This window comes from Micromonospora sp. CA-240977, from assembly GCF_050942285.1.
In the GTDB taxonomy this organism is placed as follows: domain Bacteria; phylum Actinomycetota; class Actinomycetes; order Mycobacteriales; family Micromonosporaceae; genus Micromonospora.
In genome coordinates, this window is sequence record NZ_CP192055.1 from 848,489 (window position 1) to 864,810 (window position 16,322).

General features: G+C 72.0%; 17 protein-coding genes and 1 tRNA gene. 10 read left to right on the forward strand and 8 right to left on the reverse strand.

Translation table 11 applies throughout. From position 1 onward, the window contains the following. Window positions 1-90: 90 nt before the first annotated feature. From ACQPWW_RS04110 to ACQPWW_RS04120, 3 genes are all read left to right on the forward strand, one after another. Window positions 91-741: a GNAT family N-acetyltransferase gene (locus ACQPWW_RS04110; RefSeq protein ID WP_433129275.1), complete on the forward strand. Its 651-nt coding sequence runs from the start codon at window positions 91-93 to the stop codon at window positions 739-741. Window positions 742-921: 180 nt separating this feature from the next. Beyond that, window positions 922-1,704 carry a divisome protein SepX/GlpR gene (gene sepX / locus ACQPWW_RS04115; protein ID WP_433129277.1) on the forward strand — a complete coding sequence of 261 codons (783 nt, stop codon included), beginning with the start codon at window positions 922-924 and terminating at the stop codon, window positions 1,702-1,704. Between the two features lie 287 nt (window positions 1,705-1,991). Next, window positions 1,992-2,065: transfer RNA gene (locus ACQPWW_RS04120), tRNA-Ala, on the forward strand. A 92-nt stretch (window positions 2,066-2,157) separates the two neighbouring features. Here the strand turns inward: ACQPWW_RS04120 and ACQPWW_RS04125 are convergent. Then, on the reverse strand, window positions 2,158-2,787 hold the full coding sequence (locus ACQPWW_RS04125) for a hypothetical protein (RefSeq protein ID WP_433129279.1): 630 nt from the start codon (window positions 2,785-2,787) through the stop codon (window positions 2,158-2,160). A gap of 264 nt (window positions 2,788-3,051) precedes the next feature. Here ACQPWW_RS04125 and ACQPWW_RS04130 point away from each other — a divergent pair, with 264 nt between their 5' ends. The 4 genes from ACQPWW_RS04130 to ACQPWW_RS04145 all read left to right on the forward strand — a co-directional run bounded on the left by ACQPWW_RS04130 (window position 3,052) and on the right by ACQPWW_RS04145 (window position 5,947). Next, window positions 3,052-3,840 (forward strand): hypothetical protein, encoded by a 789-nt coding sequence (locus ACQPWW_RS04130; RefSeq protein WP_433129281.1) that lies wholly within the window; start codon window positions 3,052-3,054, stop codon window positions 3,838-3,840. A gap of 13 nt (window positions 3,841-3,853) precedes the next feature. Then, on the forward strand, window positions 3,854-4,543 hold the full coding sequence (locus ACQPWW_RS04135; RefSeq protein ID WP_433129283.1) for a class F sortase: 690 nt from the start codon (window positions 3,854-3,856) through the stop codon (window positions 4,541-4,543). A gap of 64 nt (window positions 4,544-4,607) precedes the next feature. Further along, window positions 4,608-5,225 (forward strand): ECF RNA polymerase sigma factor SigK, encoded by a 618-nt coding sequence (gene sigK / locus ACQPWW_RS04140; protein WP_433129285.1) that lies wholly within the window; start codon window positions 4,608-4,610, stop codon window positions 5,223-5,225. After that, a complete protein-coding gene (locus ACQPWW_RS04145) occupies window positions 5,222-5,947 on the forward strand; it encodes an anti-sigma factor (RefSeq protein ID WP_433129287.1) in 726 nt (241 codons plus the stop codon). Before sigK ends, ACQPWW_RS04145 begins: the two co-directional genes overlap by 4 nt. Before the next feature lie 207 nt (window positions 5,948-6,154). Here the strand turns inward: ACQPWW_RS04145 and ACQPWW_RS04150 are convergent, their stop codons facing one another. Both ACQPWW_RS04150 and ACQPWW_RS04155 read right to left on the reverse strand, forming a co-directional pair. Beyond that, the gene (locus tag ACQPWW_RS04150; protein ID WP_433129289.1) at window positions 6,155-6,889 is read right to left on the reverse strand and encodes a hypothetical protein; all 735 of its coding nucleotides are present in this window, start codon (window positions 6,887-6,889) and stop codon (window positions 6,155-6,157) included. Window positions 6,890-6,979: 90 nt separating this feature from the next. Beyond that, complete coding sequence (locus ACQPWW_RS04155; protein WP_433129291.1) at window positions 6,980-7,768, reverse strand: hypothetical protein; 789 nt, start codon at window positions 7,766-7,768, stop codon at window positions 6,980-6,982. Between the two features lie 310 nt (window positions 7,769-8,078). Here ACQPWW_RS04155 and ACQPWW_RS04160 point away from each other — a divergent pair, with 310 nt between their 5' ends. Continuing rightward, window positions 8,079-9,164: a Gfo/Idh/MocA family protein gene (locus tag ACQPWW_RS04160; protein ID WP_433129293.1), complete on the forward strand. Its 1,086-nt coding sequence runs from the start codon at window positions 8,079-8,081 to the stop codon at window positions 9,162-9,164. A gap of 118 nt (window positions 9,165-9,282) precedes the next feature. Next, the gene (locus ACQPWW_RS04165; protein WP_433129295.1) at window positions 9,283-10,293 is read left to right on the forward strand and encodes a hypothetical protein; all 1,011 of its coding nucleotides are present in this window, start codon (window positions 9,283-9,285) and stop codon (window positions 10,291-10,293) included. 86 nt (window positions 10,294-10,379) lie between these two features. Here the strand turns inward: ACQPWW_RS04165 and ACQPWW_RS04170 are convergent, their stop codons facing one another. Together ACQPWW_RS04170 and ACQPWW_RS04175 are read right to left on the reverse strand one after the other, a co-directional pair. Continuing rightward, complete coding sequence (locus tag ACQPWW_RS04170; RefSeq protein ID WP_433129297.1) at window positions 10,380-10,748, reverse strand: hypothetical protein; 369 nt, start codon at window positions 10,746-10,748, stop codon at window positions 10,380-10,382. Between the two features lie 203 nt (window positions 10,749-10,951). Beyond that, window positions 10,952-11,608, reverse strand: coding sequence for a 4'-phosphopantetheinyl transferase family protein (locus tag ACQPWW_RS04175; protein WP_433129299.1), 657 nt, complete (start codon window positions 11,606-11,608; stop codon window positions 10,952-10,954). Window positions 11,609-11,809: 201 nt separating this feature from the next. On the opposite strand from ACQPWW_RS04175, the gene ACQPWW_RS04180 reads away from it, so the two are divergent. Further along, entirely contained in the window at window positions 11,810-12,079 is a 270-nt protein-coding gene (locus tag ACQPWW_RS04180; RefSeq protein ID WP_433129301.1) for a hypothetical protein, read from the forward strand. A 45-nt stretch (window positions 12,080-12,124) separates the two neighbouring features. Here the strand turns inward: ACQPWW_RS04180 and ACQPWW_RS04185 are convergent, their stop codons facing one another. The 3 genes from ACQPWW_RS04185 to ACQPWW_RS04195 form a co-directional block, all read right to left on the reverse strand. Then, complete coding sequence (locus ACQPWW_RS04185) at window positions 12,125-12,907, reverse strand: peptidase (protein WP_433129303.1); 783 nt, start codon at window positions 12,905-12,907, stop codon at window positions 12,125-12,127. After that, on the reverse strand, window positions 12,907-14,187 hold the full coding sequence (locus ACQPWW_RS04190; RefSeq protein WP_433129305.1) for a VWA domain-containing protein: 1,281 nt from the start codon (window positions 14,185-14,187) through the stop codon (window positions 12,907-12,909). Before ACQPWW_RS04190 ends, ACQPWW_RS04185 begins: the two co-directional genes overlap by 1 nt. 366 nt (window positions 14,188-14,553) lie before the next feature. Then, window positions 14,554-16,251, reverse strand: coding sequence for a dolichyl-phosphate-mannose--protein mannosyltransferase (locus ACQPWW_RS04195; RefSeq protein WP_433129307.1), 1,698 nt, complete (start codon window positions 16,249-16,251; stop codon window positions 14,554-14,556). Between the last annotated feature and the right edge of the window lie 71 nt (window positions 16,252-16,322).

Below are 16,322 nucleotides of genomic sequence, written 5' to 3' on the forward strand. Positions count from 1 at the left end.
CCGGTCGGCTGCTCGGACGTCGCACGGTCGTCGGGTCATCGCGGTGGGTCCACTTGCGCGCGCCACGGTCCCGCGCGGGAGACTGTACGGGTGAGTCTCTTCGGACCCCCGCGGGCACCGGGCTGGCCGGTGGAGTTGGCGGACGGCCCGGTGTTGCTGCGGCCCTACCGGCGCTCCGACGCGGTGCCGTGGTCGGAGATCCGGCGGGCCAACCGGGCCTGGTTGGCGCCCTGGGAGTCGTCGCTGCCCGGCGGTTGGGACGAGCTGAACTCACCTGCCGCGTTCCGCTGGGTGCTCCGTGACCAGCGGCGCTCGGCCCGTGAGGGTGACGGCATGCCGTTCGCGGTCTGCCTGCGCGAAGCCGACCGGGACCGGCTGGTCGGGCACATCAACGTGGGCAGCATCGTGCGACGGGCACTCTGCTCCGGCTATGTCGGCTACTGGGTGGACGCCCGGGTCGCCGGCCAGGGCGTGATCCCGACGGCGCTCGCCCTCGCCGTGGACCACGCGTTCGGCCCCGGCGGGCTGCACCGGGTGGAGGTCAACATCCGTCCGGAGAATCGGCCGTCGCGGCGGGTGGTGGAGAAGTTGGGCTTCCGCGAGGAGTCGTACCACGTGCGCTACATGCACATCGACGGCGCCTGGCGCGACCACATCGGATACGCGATGACGAGTGAGGAGATCGCCGCCGAGGGCGGCCTGCTGGCCCGCTGGCATCGGATACGCGCCTCCGCCCGCTGAGAAGGTGTCCCACGGACGGGATCGGCGCGGCGCGCCGGCTTCCTGGTCGGTGCGCCGTAACCTCAAGTAACTGCAAGTTGCGGCGAGCGCTCTCCGGCCGGACGATCCACGCACTCAGGCGCGATCAGTGGAAGATCCTGCGGTTGGGTGGCGGTTGCTCCGAATTCGGTGACGGGAGGGGTGAGGGTGCCGACCTCGGTGCTCCTCGCCGTCCTCGCCGCCGCCGGCCTGCTCGCCCTGGCCCCGGCGTTGGTTCGCCGGTACGACGCCACCGAGCGGCTGGTGGCGGAGCGGGCGCAGTCGACGGCGCGGGTGCTCCAGCGCCGCCGGCGGCGCCGTACTGTCCCGGGGCGGCGTCCGGTCCACCCTCCGCGCTCACTTGTCGTCACCCTGAGCGAGGATTCGACTACCGGTGCGTTGACCGCGCCGGTCTCCGCGCCTCCGGCGGGCCGCCGCTCCGGCCGCCTACGCGCCGTGCCACCCGCACCGAAACGGTCCCGCCGTCGCCCGCCGGCCCGCCGTCAGCACACCCCAGCCGTGTACCGGCGACGCCGGGTGCTCGCCGCCCTGCTGCTGCTCAACGTCGTCGAGCTGATCGGCGTGCTGTTCGCCAGCCCCGGGTTCTGGATCGGCTTCGCTGTCACCTTCCTGCTCCTGGCCGTGTACGTCGTCCACCTCCGCGGTCGCGCCCTCGCGGGTGGTCGCCGCCGCCGCGCCCGGGCCCGGGAGGCCGCCTGGCTGGCCGCCCGGCAGGCCGAGGTGCGCCGGGAACAGGCCCGCCGCGCCGCGGCCCGCCGGGAGGCGCAGCGCCGCCTGGCCGCCCAGCGTGAGGGGGTACGCCGAGCCGCCATGGGCCTGGACCGACCGGGCGACCTGCCGGCGGCGGTCAACGGCGGGTCGGTCTCGTACCGACGGTCGGGCGGGTTGCGCGGGCGCCCCTACGAGGCCGGCCGAGGCGCCTGACCCCTCCCGGCCGCGTGCCTCCTGGCCGCGTGCCTCCTGGCCGCGTGCCTCCTGGCCGCGTGCCTCCTGGCCGCGCGGGCGGCGGTCGGGTTGATCGACTCGGTTTGCAGGAAGGTGGGGTGTCGCGGCGCCCCGGATGCCCCGTTTTCCCGGAGCCCGAGTGGATCTCCGGGGCCGGTGGGGCGCCGGGCCGGGGGCGGATTCGCGGTGGGGGCCAGCGACCTGTTAGCCTTGCTGCCGGCCCGCCCGGTGTAAGCCGGGTGGGACCGAAGCCGGTTCGCCGGCGGGGGGCTGTGGCGCAGACTGGTAGCGCACCTCGTTCGCATCGAGGGGGTCAGGGGTTCAAATCCCCTCAGCTCCACCCATTTCAAAGGCCGTTTCCCGTTCTGGGAGACGGCCTTTTCGATCTTGTGCGGCCGAGGATCAACCCCCGTTCCTCGTGCACCGTGCAGCTCACCTCGTAGCTCTCGGCAGCGCCGATGCGGAAGACGACGGCGGTGACTCGATCCGGCCTGCCACCGGTCTGACAGATTCGACCCACCTGACGCTGGTCAGCCCAGGTTCGGGGCGTCCTAGGCTGTGACACGCGCGATACCACGCGCGCAGGTCGACAACGTCATCATTGTGGCCTTGGCTGACCGTCGTGGGCTGTCTCCTGGCCAGTGCCTCGGGCGACTCGTACACGAGCACGGCCTGCGACCAGTACCAGGCGCGGACCGCGCAGACGCGTTGCGGTAGCGATCCAGAGGTGACGACCGAGATGAGGTACTCCTGGACCCGGCGACGGCCCACCGCCGTCACCATCGGCTCGATGAGTTGGCGATTGGCGGCCACGTGCTCGTCGCAGACCACAGCGGCCAGGACTCGGCCGGCCAGCGCGGCGGCCAGGTCAGGACGTTCCCGAAGAACGCAGGCAAGCTGCCAGCGCTTGCCATTCCTGCGGTGGTAGCGACGGAACGACTCGTTACTCGCGTACCTCGGCGGCAGTTCGGGCTCTACCCAGTCCGAGTGCAGCTCAGCCAGGAGGTCATCAAGCTGCCGCTCGAACTCGCCAGCCAGGTCGCCGTCTACCCATGCGTCCATGCCGGCATCATCTCCGCCGACTCACTCCGTCGTCGACTCCGGAACAGATGCCCGGTCTCGCGTGATGGTTGACACTGCGATGTCGGTCGATGCTCTACCTGATCACGACAACGTCCTCCAGCGAGAGAGCTGCGGGCAAGCCCCAGCTGATCCCCGGCTGGAAAGAATCTTGGGCCGGCACCAATCCGGCCGCTGCTGAGCCACGAATTCCTCCCGACCGCACCTGAGGGCAAAACGCCGTACCGGCGGAGACGGAGACCTGTTGTGAGATTGTCCCGAGCCCTGCTCACCGTGCCAGCGGCTGCGCTGATCCTCGCGTTTCCCGGCGTCGCGCACGCCGACGAGAGCGTGCAGGTTCAGTTGCAGGACCTGAACGAGACCGGCGCGACCGGCGTCGCGACGTTGACCGCGACGAGCGGCGGTGACCTGAAGGTCATGATCCGCTCGAAGGGCATGACGCCGAACTCGCCGCACGCGCAGCACGTACACGGCGCGGCCAACGGTATGGACTTCCACTGCCCGGACAAGTCCGCCGACACCAACGGCAACGGTTACGTCAGCACCGAAGAGGGCCTGAAGATGTACGGGGACATCTTCATCTCGTTGACCACGACCGGCGACACGACGAAGGCCAGTGGCCTGGCGGTGGACCGGATGCCGATGGCCGACGCGAAGGGCAACCTCAGCTACGAGCGCACCATCGCTGCCGCCGACCTGCCCAAGGGCACGATCGAGCACCTGAAGGACCTGCACCTCGTGCAGCACGGCATCGACGCGAACAAGAACGGCAAGTACGACATGGAGGCGCTGGGGGAGTCGACGTTCGCCAAGTCGATCGGTGTCAACGGCATCCCCGCCGAGGCCACCGACCCCGCGACGTGCGGCATGGTCAGCGGCGCGGCCGCCGGCTCCGTACCCGCGGGGGGTGTCGCCACAGGTGACGGCAGCACCTCCGGTGGATCGCCGATGGTGATGTACGCAGTGGGTGGCCTCGCGCTGCTCGGCGCCGCCGGTGCGGTCGTCGCGCGCCGCCGGCTCGCCGGTGAGCGCTGAGTCGGATCATCCGATGGACAACGGCGACGTACCTGTGCCTGCCGGCCACCGTCGAGGGCGCTACGCGCTCCCGGCGGTGGCCGGCGTCCTCACCCTGACGGCGGCCGTGACGATCGGTCTCGCGGTCGCCGGTCGCGGCGGCGAGGAACCACCCCGACCCGACGCGTCCGCCGCGGCGCCGGCCGCGAACGCGTCGCCCGTTCCCGCGACCCGGCCGGGTGGGTTGACCTCGGGACCGCTGATGGTCGGCTCTCCGCCGGTGCGGGTGTCGATCCCGTCGCTGAAGGCCGCCGCGGCGACGGTCGCCCTGGGCCTGGGGGCGGACGGGGCGATGCAGGTACCGGACGGCGCCGCCGAGGTCGGCTGGTTCACCAAGGCGCCGACGCCCGGTGCGCTCGGCCCGGCGGTGCTGGCCGGCCACGTCAACTGGAAGGGTCACCGGGGAACGTTCTTCGACCTCGCTAGGGTGAAGGTCGGGGCCGCGATCACTGTCGACAGGCAGGACGGCAGCACCGCGATGTTCACCGTCACCAAGGTCGAGCAGTATCCGAAGGACCGCTTTCCCACCGCCGAGGTCTACGGGGCGACCGACCACGCCGCGCTGCGTCTGATCACCTGCGGCGGGGAGTTCGATGACACCACGCAGCACTACCGCGACAACCTCATCGTGTACGCGCGCCTCGCCCACGCTCATCCCGCGTGATGCGCACCGTCCGCCTCCGGTGGCGCGTCGATGCGCCGCCCGCACAGGGAAGGACCTGCCGAGCATGAGCGGTGAACCGGAACAGGCGCGACGCTTGCGGTCGGTGCCGCAGGACGTCGCGAGCCCGCCGACCGCCGACGAGTTGCTCTCGCGGGTGGCGCGCGGTGACGAGGCGGCGTTCGCGACGCTGTACGACACCATGGCGGGCCGGGTCCTCGGTCTGACCCGCCGGGTCGTGCGCGACCCGGCGCAGGCGGAGGAGGTGACGCAGGAGGTGATGGTCGAGGTGTGGCGCACCGCCGGCCGCTTCGACGCCGGTCGCGGATCGGCCTCGGCGTGGATCCTGACGATGGCGCACCGCCGGGCCGTGGACCGGGTGCGCTCCGAGCAGGCGCACCACAACCGTGCGCGGCAGGTCGCCGCCGGTGAGTCGCAGGTCCCGTACGACGAGGTGGTCGAGGGTGTCACCGCCCGCCTGGAGCGGGAGCAGGTGCGCCGGTGCCTGGGCCGGTTGACGCCGGTCCAGCGGGAGGCGGTGACCCTGGCCTACTACGGCGGCCACACCTACCGTGAGGTCGCCGAGAAGCTGGAGACGCCGCTGCCGACGGTGAAGACACGGATGCGCGACGGACTGATCCGGATGCGCGACTGCCTGGGCATCGAGATGGAGGGGCGGGCATGAGCGCGGACATTCACACCCTGGCCGGCGCGTACGCCCTGAACGCGGTCGACGAGTTGGAGGGCGCGGCGTTCGAGCGGCACATGGCCGACTGCGAGCCGTGCCGCGTGGAGGTGGCCGAGCTGCGGGAGACTGCGGCGCGGCTCGCCGACGAGACCGTCGTCGAGGCCACACCCCCGGCGCTGCGGGAGCGGACCCTGGCCCAGGTGGCCCGGACTCCGCAGCTGAGGGCCGATGCCGGCACCAGCGCCAGACGGCACGGGGGCAGGTGGCGGCAGATCGCTGTGGCCGCCGCCGCAACGATTGTCGTGGCCGGCGGCGCGAGCGCGGTGACCTGGACCGTGAGCAACGACCGGATCAGCGATGAGCAGGCCAGCAGCTCGGAGGCCCGGCAGATCGCCGCCGTTCTGGACGCACCGGACGCCCGGGTGTTCGAGCGGTCGTTGCAGCCCGGCGGCGCCGCCACCGTGGTGGTCTCCCGCGACCGGGACCGCGGTGTGGTGCTGCTGCGTGACCTGCCCGAGGCCGGCCCCGGGCGGATCTACGAGCTCTGGCTCATCCGGGGCAGCCAACCGCGCAAGGTGGGACAGCTCGCCGAGGGTGTCCGGGCGTCGACCACTGTGATCGGTCCGGTCGCCGAGGCGGGCACGTTCGGCGTGTCCAACGAGCCCGCGGGCGGCTCCGCCGCTCCCACGCGGATCGTGGGTACGGTCGAGCTGAGCTGAGCCCGGGCCGGCCGCGATCGCCGTGTCGGCCGGCCCGGCCCACCGGTTGCCCCCACTGTCCGCCACGACAGTCGGTGTGCCTGTCGTCGCCTACCGCCTGTCCTGGATCGCCGAGGACAGACTGTGCAACGAGAGCGAGCCCGTCCAACGACTGGCCCTCGCGAGATTCCGCAGCAACTGACGGGTCCGCAGTGGCTGCCCGCTCGTCTAGCAGAACCGTTCGGTCGTCACGGGGATCAGACCGTGCTGTCGCAGGACGGCCGTCAGGTCGGACAGCGTCGGACCCACCCCGTCGTCGGCGGCGGCGCCCAGCAGGACTGTCACGTCGAGGGCCCAGGTGCGGGTGTGGGCGACCCGTCGTAGCTCCCAGCTGAACCGGTCGCCGCCCTTCGCCAGGTGGCCGCTGGCGGCTGACGCGCTCGTGCCGTCGACCGGCGTACGCCAGCTCGCCCGGAGGCTCGTCACCTGGTCCGCGCTCAGGTCCTTGGCGAACAGGACGCGGTAGACGCGCCGTTCGTGGCAGCCCGCTGGCGGCTGGGCGGGGCCGAGCCGCAGTGGCGCGGCGGTCGCGATCGGTTGGTGGGCGAGGAGGTACGAGCGCAGCACCGTGTCGTCCGGCAGGTGCCCGCCGCCGAGCGTGCGGTAGTGGCGCTCGGCTTCGGCGCGAGAGGTGGGAACCACCCGCGCCAGCGTCTCCGGATCGGTGCGGATGCCCCGGCTGAGTGCGGCGGAACTCCACCAGCCGGCGGTGGGCGTCCAGCCCGCGCTGCGAAGGCCCGTGGTGACGTGGTCGTGCGCGCGGGTGAACTCCTCGACGACGAGCCCGCCGGCCGCGGTGGTCGGGTCGGGGTCATCCGGTCGGGGCAGGACCAGGTAGTAGTCAAGTGTGGACGGAAGCTGGGTCGCTGGGTTGGGCGCGCAGGGCACGGGGTCGGCGGCCATCTGTGACATCTTTCGTCGTGCTTCCGTCGCGGACCCGGCAACCGTAGCGCCTGGCGGCCGGGCTGTGACCGGCCGCCAGGCGTCGACGGGTCAGGACCGGGTGAGCTTCACCGTCGTGGTGTTGTCCACCCTGACGTACTCGTCGTATTCGGCGTCGTAGCCGCGGGCCTGGGTGACGGCCTCGGCCAGACCCTTGGCGAACGGGGTGGTGCCGCCCGGGACGGCTGCGGCGGTCCACGGGGTCGGGCTGCCCGGGGTGCAGGTCACCTGGGTGGAGAAACTGCCACGGACCAGCACCTTCCGGACGATCTGGGTGACATTGCCGTCAAGCGTCACCGCGCTGGGCAGGTTGCAGCTCACCGTGCCGTGCAGGACCGCGTTGCCGTTCACCCGGTTGGCGATGCCGTCGGTCGCCACGGCGAGTTCGAGATCCAGCGGCTCGGGCGGCGCCGGGTTGGCGATGTGCACCTCACCGCGAGCAGCCGCCGTCCCGCCCTCGCAGTGCTGCTCGAAGGTGGCGTCGAAGGTCTGCACGTAGCCGTTGGGGCCGAACACCGCGTTGGTGATCGTGAAGGTGCCGGTCAGCTCGTTGCAGCCCCGCCCGTTGCCGGACAGGTCGAGGCCGGGGCCGGCCCCGTTGAACGGGTATCGGGTCGCTGCCGTGTAGGTGCCCGGAGCCAGTGCCGCGGTGCCCGGCGCTTCGAAGGTGAGAGACCACCAGTCGCCGTTGTAACCGTTGATGCTGACCGACACACGGCTGTTGTCGACAGCGCCATTCGTCGTGAGTTCGTCGCCGTTGTCGGTGGAGTACGAGTAGGAGTCGCCACCGGTGATGTAGTCACCGGGGTCGCCGCTGAAGGAGACCGATCCGGACTCCACTGTCTGCGCCTGTGCGGGCGCCGCCAGGACCAACCCACCCGACACACCTACGATCGACAGGGCGGCTGCGAGTGCCGCCCTACGCCAGGATCCCTGCATCCCCGTTCCTCTCTGAAGCGAGACAGCCACGCGGGCCGGTGCCCGATGGTTGCTGTCCGCCAATTACCGCACGAATCGATTGTCGTGATCGGCCGGGGCGACAGATCGTACAAAGGGGAGCGTGCCGCACCAGCCGCCCGTACGGCCCGAAGCCGGCGGGCCACTCGAGGACCGGGCGGTTAGCATCCGGGTCTCGACGTGAGGAGCTCAGATGACAACGGCGGCCCAGACCCGGTTCGGCATCGTCGGCAGCGGCTGGCGGGGTGAGTTCTTCCTCCGACTGGCTCGGCTCCTGCCGGAGCGGCTCCGGGTGACCGGGGTGGTCACGCGTACCGAATCGCGTGGTGCCGAGGTGGCGGCCGAATGGGGCGTGCCGACCTTCCGCACGACGACCGACCTGCTCGCCCACGAGCGACCGGACTTCGTCATCGTGTCGGTGCCCTGGCCCGTGACGCCCGACGCGACCCGCGAGCTGGTCGCGGCTGGCGTGCCGGTGCTCGCCGAAACGCCGCCCGCCCCGGACCTGGCGGGGTTGCGGTCGCTCTGGACCGACGTCGGCGGCAGCGGTCTGGTGCAGGTCGCCGAGCAGTACCTGCTGATGCCCGGGCACGCGGCCCGGCTGGGACTGGTCCGCGCCGGGGTGCTCGGCGAGCCGACCTCGGTCCAGCTCTCCTCGACGCACCTCTACCACGCCGTCTCGCTGATCCGTGGCCTGCTCGGCGTCGGCTTCGACGCCGCCGAGGTCAGCGCGCGCGCCTTCGTCGCACCGCTGGCCGACCCGCTGTCACCGGCCGGCTGGCGGGGCGACAGCACCCCGCAGCAGCTCACCACCACCCTCGCGACGATCGATTTCGGCGGGCGGATGGGCCTGTACGACTTCACCGACAACCAGTGGTGGAATCCGCTGCGCGCTCGCCGGCTGGTGGTCCGGGGGTCGCTCGGCGAGCTGGTGGACGACCGGGTCGTCCGCCTTGTCGACCCGGAGACACCTGTGGAGTCGTCACTGGTGCGCCGCCAGACCGGGCTCGACCTGAACCTGGAAGGGCTGGACCTGAAGCACATCAGCTTCGACGGTGACGTCGTCTATCGCAATCCGTTCGTCGGCAGCGGAATGTCCGACGACGACATCGCGGTGGCGGACATCGTCGTCCGCACCGGCGCCTGGGCGCGCGAGGAGGGCCCGGCGCCCTACCCGCTGGCCGAGGCGTGTCAGGACCACCTGATCAGTCTCGCCATCGAAGAATCGGTACGCACCGGCGGGCCGGTCGTCGCCGCAGCTCAACCGTGGGCACCGTAGGCCGGGCCGATTCCGCTGCTGTCGTCTCCTTGACACACCGCAACCGTGCGGCCCGCTGTGGGGTGAGACAGGTAGTAATCGGCGCCCGGGATCACCCGGGCCTACACGGGGAGTGCAGATGACTCACACCGCTCGACGGACCCTGGCCGGCGTCACCGCCGCCGGACTGCTGGCCACCGCTCTCGGCGTCGCTGTCGCCGCACCGGCGACCGCCGCGCCCAGCGGATCGGCCCTCGGCGCCTGCCGGATCAGCACGCTGCCGTACCCGGCCGACACCTACCGGGCCGGCGCGAACGTCATCGACCCGTCCGGCCGCTTCATCGCCGGCGACGCACTGCGCAAAACGGAGGACGGCAACCAGTACCTGCTGCTGGTCTGGGACGGGCAGCGGCTCACCGAGGTCGCGACACCGCGCCTGGTCGAGGCGGTCGACGCCAACGCCGACGGCGTCATCATCGGCAACGGCACGGTGGCCGGGGGCATCGCCGAGCCGTGGCGGTACCGCGACGGCCGGATCGAGCAGTTGCCGGTGGTGCCGTCAGCGGGCATCGGCGTCACCGCCATCAACGAGGCGGGCGACATCGTCGGCCACGGCACTGACCTCGCCACCGGGGAGTTCTTCGCGCTGCGCTGGCCGGCGGCCCGGCCGGGCACTGTCGAGGTGCTCGACGCGCCGGCGAACGCCATGCCGACCGGGATCACGGCGAACGGGACCATCGTCGGTGTCGCCGGTGACTTCGGTAGCTGGACGAGCTGGGTCCGGCGGCCGAACGGCCGATTCGACGCACTGACGGCCCCCGGCGCCCAGACGAGCGTCGTCGGGCCGGCGGCCGGGCACTGGGCGGTCGGTCGGGTCGACCTGGGCGACCTCAACCCGCTCAAGGTGCGGTGGGACCTCCGCAACGGCTCGTACACCGCGCTCGACCAGCAGTTGCTGTTGATGGAGGACGTCAACGTCAAGGGCGTCGTCGTGGGCGGTGACCGGGTCGCGCGCGGTGCCACCTCCCGGGTTCTGCCGGGTGCCAGCGAGGGGGTGGGCATCGGTGCCGAGTCCATCTCCGACACGGGCACCATCGTCGGGTTCCGCAACGGGGAGCGTCTCACCCCGGTGCGCTGGACGGGCTGCTGACCCGGCCGGCATCGGCACCTGCGCAAAACTGAGGCGGGCGAGCATCCGGAGGGATGCTCGCCCGCCTCGCGCGTGGCCGCTGGGCGTCACGACTTCCAGGAGCCGGTGGTTCCGATCGCGTTGGCGCTGGTGTGCTCGGGCCGGTTGGTGCCGATGACGACCGCCACGATGCCGCCCGCGCAGCAGAGCAGGGTGAGCACCGCCGCGGTGACCGCCACGACCACCGCTGTCGTCTTGGCGGCGTTCGTCTGGGCCGTCGCCGGAGCGACGAGCGGATAACCCGGCAGGCCCGTCAGAGGGAATCCGTTGCCAGCGCCCGGGTGCCCGCCGCCAGCTGTCGGGTACGCGGCCCCCGAGAACGGTGGCTGCGGTGTCGCCGCGAACGGAGGGGTCGGCGATGCGGCGTTCGGCTGCTGGCGGTGGTGCGGCCCGACGGGGGGCTGGGGGTGGGTCACCGTACTCCTTGACGCCTCGGTACGTGCGGTTCGAGAACTCCATCGACGCTACCGTGCGTGGCTGATGGCCCGGTCGCCGCGCCGGATCGCTCCCGACCGGTGGCAGCGGTGCGCCCGCCCGACCAGCCTGGACGGAACGCGTCTGGCTCACTGACCACTGTGGATCTCGTCGCCCACCCGTCGCGTCGGGTGACTGGGGGAGATCAGCGGAGGGAGAGCACGGCGGCGGTGCGGACCAACCCGTCGGCGACCACGAACCGACCGGTGATCACCGCAGGCGGGTCGTCGACCTCGGCCTCGTTGACCCGGCCCGGCGCGATCCGGGCCGTGAACATGCCAGCGTCCGGATCGATGTCGAGCCGGGCGTCCTGGAAGTCCAACCAGCTCCCGACCACCGGATGCCAGACCTTGTAGACGGTCTCCTTGGCACTGAACAGCACGACCGGCCAGAAGATGTCGCCGGGCAGCCGCGCGCAGGCGGCATCCTCCTCGGGCAGCAGCACGAGTCGGCGTACTCCCGGGCTGATCTCGCGGTGTTGCTCGGCGTCCATGCCGACGGACCTGATGTCGGCGGTGCGCGCCGCCGCGGCGGCGCAGTAGCCGGCCGTGTGGGTGATGGTGCCGACCACCCCGGCCGGCCAGACCGGCGCCCGGTCGGCGGCGGCCGGCACGGCGGTCGGTGGCAGGCCAAGCTCGGTCAGCGCCCGACGGGCGCAGACCCGACCGGCGGTGAAGTCCCTCCGCCGGGACTGCACTGCCTGGTCGCTGAGGCACGCCCGCTCGGCGGCGAGAAGTTCGCCGCCCCAGTCGGCCGGCCCGGCGACGGCCACCGCGACCGTCGACGGCAACAGATCACGCATGGCGATGGCTTACCCGTCGGTAGGAATGGAGCATCGGGTCAACCGTCAAATTTCCGACTCCCACAACCGGAGAAGGTACCGCAAGGATGTAACACCGGAGGGCCGCGCATCGCCCTCTCTGATGGCTCCGGGGGGACCACCATCGAACCCTGGCCGGGCACCGCTGCTGGCCAGTCCCGTGGACATCTGGAAGGACGTGCGATGACCGATGGCGCCGAACGGCCGGGGGTGCGGGCCGATGATCACGCCCCGAAGACCCCCTGCTGGAGCTGCGGCTCCTGCGGTGACGAGTGGCCGTGCGAGACGAAACGCGGCAGGTTGTTGGCCGAGTACGGAAGTGATCGGGCGATGCTCAGCGTCTATCTCGGCTCCTGCCTCGCCGCCGCCACGGAGGACCTGCGCACCGCCCCGGTGATGTCGCTCCAGGACCGGTTCATCGGCTGGCTCCCACGCGGCCCTCGGCGCGGCTGAACCGCTGGTGGCCCCGCCGTCGGGCGGGGCCACCAGCGGGGCCGGTCAGCGACGCCGGGGCCGCCGGGTCAGCGCGAAGCCCACCACCCCGGCCACCGCGGCGAGCACGCCGCCGATGCCGGTCCAGACCCAACGCGAGCCGAGATCGGGCAACCAGTCCGCGAGCGGGTCGCCCTCGTCGTCGGCCTCCGGGTCCACCGGGGGTACGGCGTTGAGCACGGTGCCCGCCTTGGTGTTCGGCACCAGCGGCGCGGCCAACTCACCGTCGTCGGCCGAGGCGCCCCGATCGGCGATGGTGCCGACCAGCAGGTCCACGTCGATCGGCGCGCCCAGATCCGGCTCCGGCAGGTCGATCACGGAGAGCCGGACGACGTACGAGCCGGGCAGCGGGTCGGCCGACCAGGGCTCGGCCCACGGCCGCACCTCGCGCAGCGTGCAGCCCAGCGCGACGCTCGTCGCTGTCGCGTCCACGGTCGGGGTCTGCGCCCCGGCGGTGCACGCCTGACGCCGACGCAGCCCGTCGAAGACGTCGACCGTCCAGGTGGATGCGCCGCTGCGCCCCTTCGGGAAGGTGACGGTGGCGCTGATCTCCTGCACCTGGCCGGCGGTCGCCGGGAACGACCAGTAGAGGTGGTCGCCGATGGAGGCGTCCACCCGCACCGGTTGTCCGGCGGAGATCGGGGTGGCGCTGAGGAACGACGTGCCGGCCCGGTTCACCGGCGTGGCTCCGGGGGAGGGGGTCGGTGCGGCGACGGCGGTGGCGGGGACCAGCGCGGCCCCGCCGGCGGCGAGCAGCGCCGCCAGCGGACGCAACAGTGCGGTACGCATCAGTTCTCCCTCCAGGTGGCGACCCACCAGCGGGTGAGCAGGCCGGCGAGCAGGCCGGTGAGTAGCCCGGCGATGGTGAGCAGGGCGAGCAGCACCCAACCCCGGCCGAGGTCCGGTCCGTCCGGCGCGGGCGCGGCGGCGACCACGTCGATGGTCAACTCCACAGGCAGGCCCGGAGTCGCCGCGGTGCCGGGGCGTGGGGCGAACGAGTTGCTCACCACCAGGCAGACGGTGGTGGGTTCGACGACCGGCGTGGCGGTCTCCTCGGTTCGCGCGTCCTCGTCGTCGGCGGTGGCGGACCAGCGCAGTCCGGCGGAGAGCACGTCGGCTCGCCCGCTGCCGGCGTCCGCGCCCCGGACCAGTTCCCGGCCGTCCGCCGCGGTGGCCCGCAGCAGCACCCCGTAGTCCCGGTTGACGGGCCGGTCCAGCGCCATGCTCACCGACGCCCGAAGCTCCTGCCCGGGGCGTACCGGCACCCGGTAGTAGCGGTGCTCGGAGAACGCCTCCCGGTCGGCGTAGACGCCGGGGGCGAGCAGTGGCGCGGAGTCGCAGGCGTTCGCGCCGCCGACGACGGTCGGCGCCCGGGTGTTGGTGTCGCCGGCCCGCTCGACGAGCTGCTTGATCCGGCCGGTCAGCTCCTCGGCGCTCTGGGCGGCGGTGTAGGTGCCGCCGGTCGCGCTGGCGATGCAGAGCAGTTGTCGCCGGACCTTCTCGTCCGGGGCCAGGCCGAGGGTGTCGACGACCAGGCTGGTGCCCTGCGCGGCCAGTTCCCGGGCCACCTCGCACGGGTCCGGCGGGGCGCAGGTGTCCTCGCCGTCGGTGATCAGCACGATCCGTCGGGTGGTGGCCCCGGTGCCCAGGTCCTGTGCGGCAGTGCGCAGCGCGAGGCCGACCGGTGTGAACCCGGTCGGTCGTAGCGTCGCCACCGCGGCCTTGGCCGCGGCGCGGTCCACCGGACCGACCGGCACGATCTGCTGGGTGTCCTGGCAGCCGACCTTCTTGTCCTTGCCGCGGTAGGTCGCGCCGAGCACCCGGATGCCGAGTTGGGTCTCCGCCGGCAGCGCGTCCACCACCTCGTTGAAGGCCTGCTGGGCGACCGAGATCCGGCTGCGTCCGTCGATGTCGGCGGCGCGCATCGAGCCGCTGACGTCGAGGACGAGCTCAACCCGGGGAGGCTCGGGCACCGGCTCCTCGTCGGCCTGCGCCGGGACCGGCCCGGCCAGTGCGGTGGTCGCCAACAGTCCGAGAAGGACAGCCGCCGATCGTTTGAAGTTGATCACGGCCCGCAGTGTAGTGAGATCCACTTTGGATGATCACTCGGGTTGGCGTGGGTTCCGGTCCCACCGTTCCCGGCGGAGCCGACGAGCGCCGCTGGCGGGCCGCCGTCGCGCGCTACGTCCACGCCGGGTCACCCTCGGTCAACTGCCCGAGGGCAAGAGTCGGCCCGGGCGCCATCGGTCGGAAATCTGACTTAAGTTGACCCGTTGTGCCGGTGGTGTGCGGTGGTTAAGCTCTTCATGCGCGCCCCAATCGCCCGCTTCCCCCGTGGCAGGCGATCGGGGCGCGCGTCTATGTCAGAAGGGCCCGCACGCTTCGGCGTGCGGGCCCTTCTCCGTCGCGCTGTGCGGCGCGTCGCCTGTCGGTGCTTATATCCACCGGCCGTCAAGCCACATTCGGGACAACCAGTCCGAATACGGGATGCTCTTGCCGACGAAGATCGGATAGAAGTACGCGAAGCAGATTGCCACCAGCAGCACGTACGCCCCGGCCGCGACACTGCCCACCAGTCGGCGCTCGTAACTCGGGTCGCCGGGCACCAGTGGCGCCACGGTGCCCACCTCGCCACCGGCGGGAGCGATCAGCACGCCCAGCACGTACACCACGGCCAACACCAGGAACGGCAGCGCCGGCGCGGCGTAGAACGAGAACATCGTCCGGCCGTCGAGGGCGAACCAGAACCACGGCAGCAGCCCGGCGGCCACGGTGAGCAGGATCGCGCCGGCTCGCCAGTCCCGACGGGCCACGCCCAGCCAGGCCAGCGCCACCAGGGCGGGCAGGAACGACCACCAGAGCAGCGGGGTGCCCAGCAGCAGGATCTCGGAGGCCCAGCTCGTGCCGTCACCGGCCCAGTGGAACGCCACCGGCCGGCCCAACAGCAACCACTGCCACGGCCAGGACTGGTACTTGTGCGCATCGTCGAGCTGGGCGTGGAAGCCGTACGCCGCGCGGTGGTACTCGAAGAGGTTGATCAGCGGGCCGATCACCGGGCGGTCGCTGAGCGGGGCGCTCGGGTAGGCCGACGCGAGTCGGTAGTAGCCGTCGTCGGTGATCAGCCAGCCCGACCAGGTGGCGAGATAGGTGCCCACCATCAGCACGCCGGCCAGCACCAACCAGGGCAGCTCGTCGAGCAGGGCGTCCCGCCAGGGTCGGCGGACCCCCGCCGAGCGGCGGACGCCGACCTCCCAGAGGAGAACAAGCAGGGCGAAGGCCGGCACGAAGTACAGTGCGCTCCACTTCACCGCGCAGGCGCAGCCGATCAACACGCCGGCCGCCAACCGCCACCACGGCCAGGTGCGCCAACCGGTCGGCGGTCGGCCGGCGCGGCCCGGCCGGCTCGGGTCGAGCCCGTCGTCCAGCGCCCGCGCCCAGCGGCGACGGCGGGCGTCCCGGTCGAGCACCAACGCGCCGAACGCGGCAAGCACGAAGAAGAGCAGGAAGATGTCGAGCAGCGCCGCCCGGGACAGCACCAGGTGGAAGCCGTCCAGGGCGAGCAGCAGGCCGGCGGCGCAGCCGAGCACCGTCGAGCGGAACATCCGCCGACCGATGCGGACCAGCAGCAGCACCGACAGGGTGCCGATCACGGCCGCCGAGAACCGCCAGCCGAACTCCGGCGCGGTGGTCATCAGGTGCCCGGGGACCGAGACCTTCGAGTCGGCGTCCTGGTAGCCGAAGGCCCACTCGCCGAGGCCGATCAGCCACTTGCCCAGCGGTGGGTGCACGACGTACGACGGGCCGTTGTCCTTGTAGTTCCACTCCACACCACGGGAGATCAGCCCGTAGCCGTCCTTGGCGTAGTACGTCTCGTCGAAGATCTTGCCCTTCGGGCTGGACAGCCCGACGAAGCGCAGGATCGCCGCGATGACCACCACCACCGCCGTGGCCAGCCAGGAGAACCTGTCCACCTGGGTGTCGACGGTGGCGAACCGTCGTCGGATCTGGGCGGGCACGCCGCCGTCACCGGTGGGCGGTGCCGTGGGCTCCTGGTCGGGGCTGGGCTCGCCCGTCACCTCGACCATCTTGGGAGGATCGGCGCTCGGGCTCTGCGCTGTCGACGCACTCGTCACCCGGCGATCGTAGGCTGCCAAGGTGCTCGGTGGCGCCCGTCGTCCCCGATACCGGTACTCGCTGTCGATGA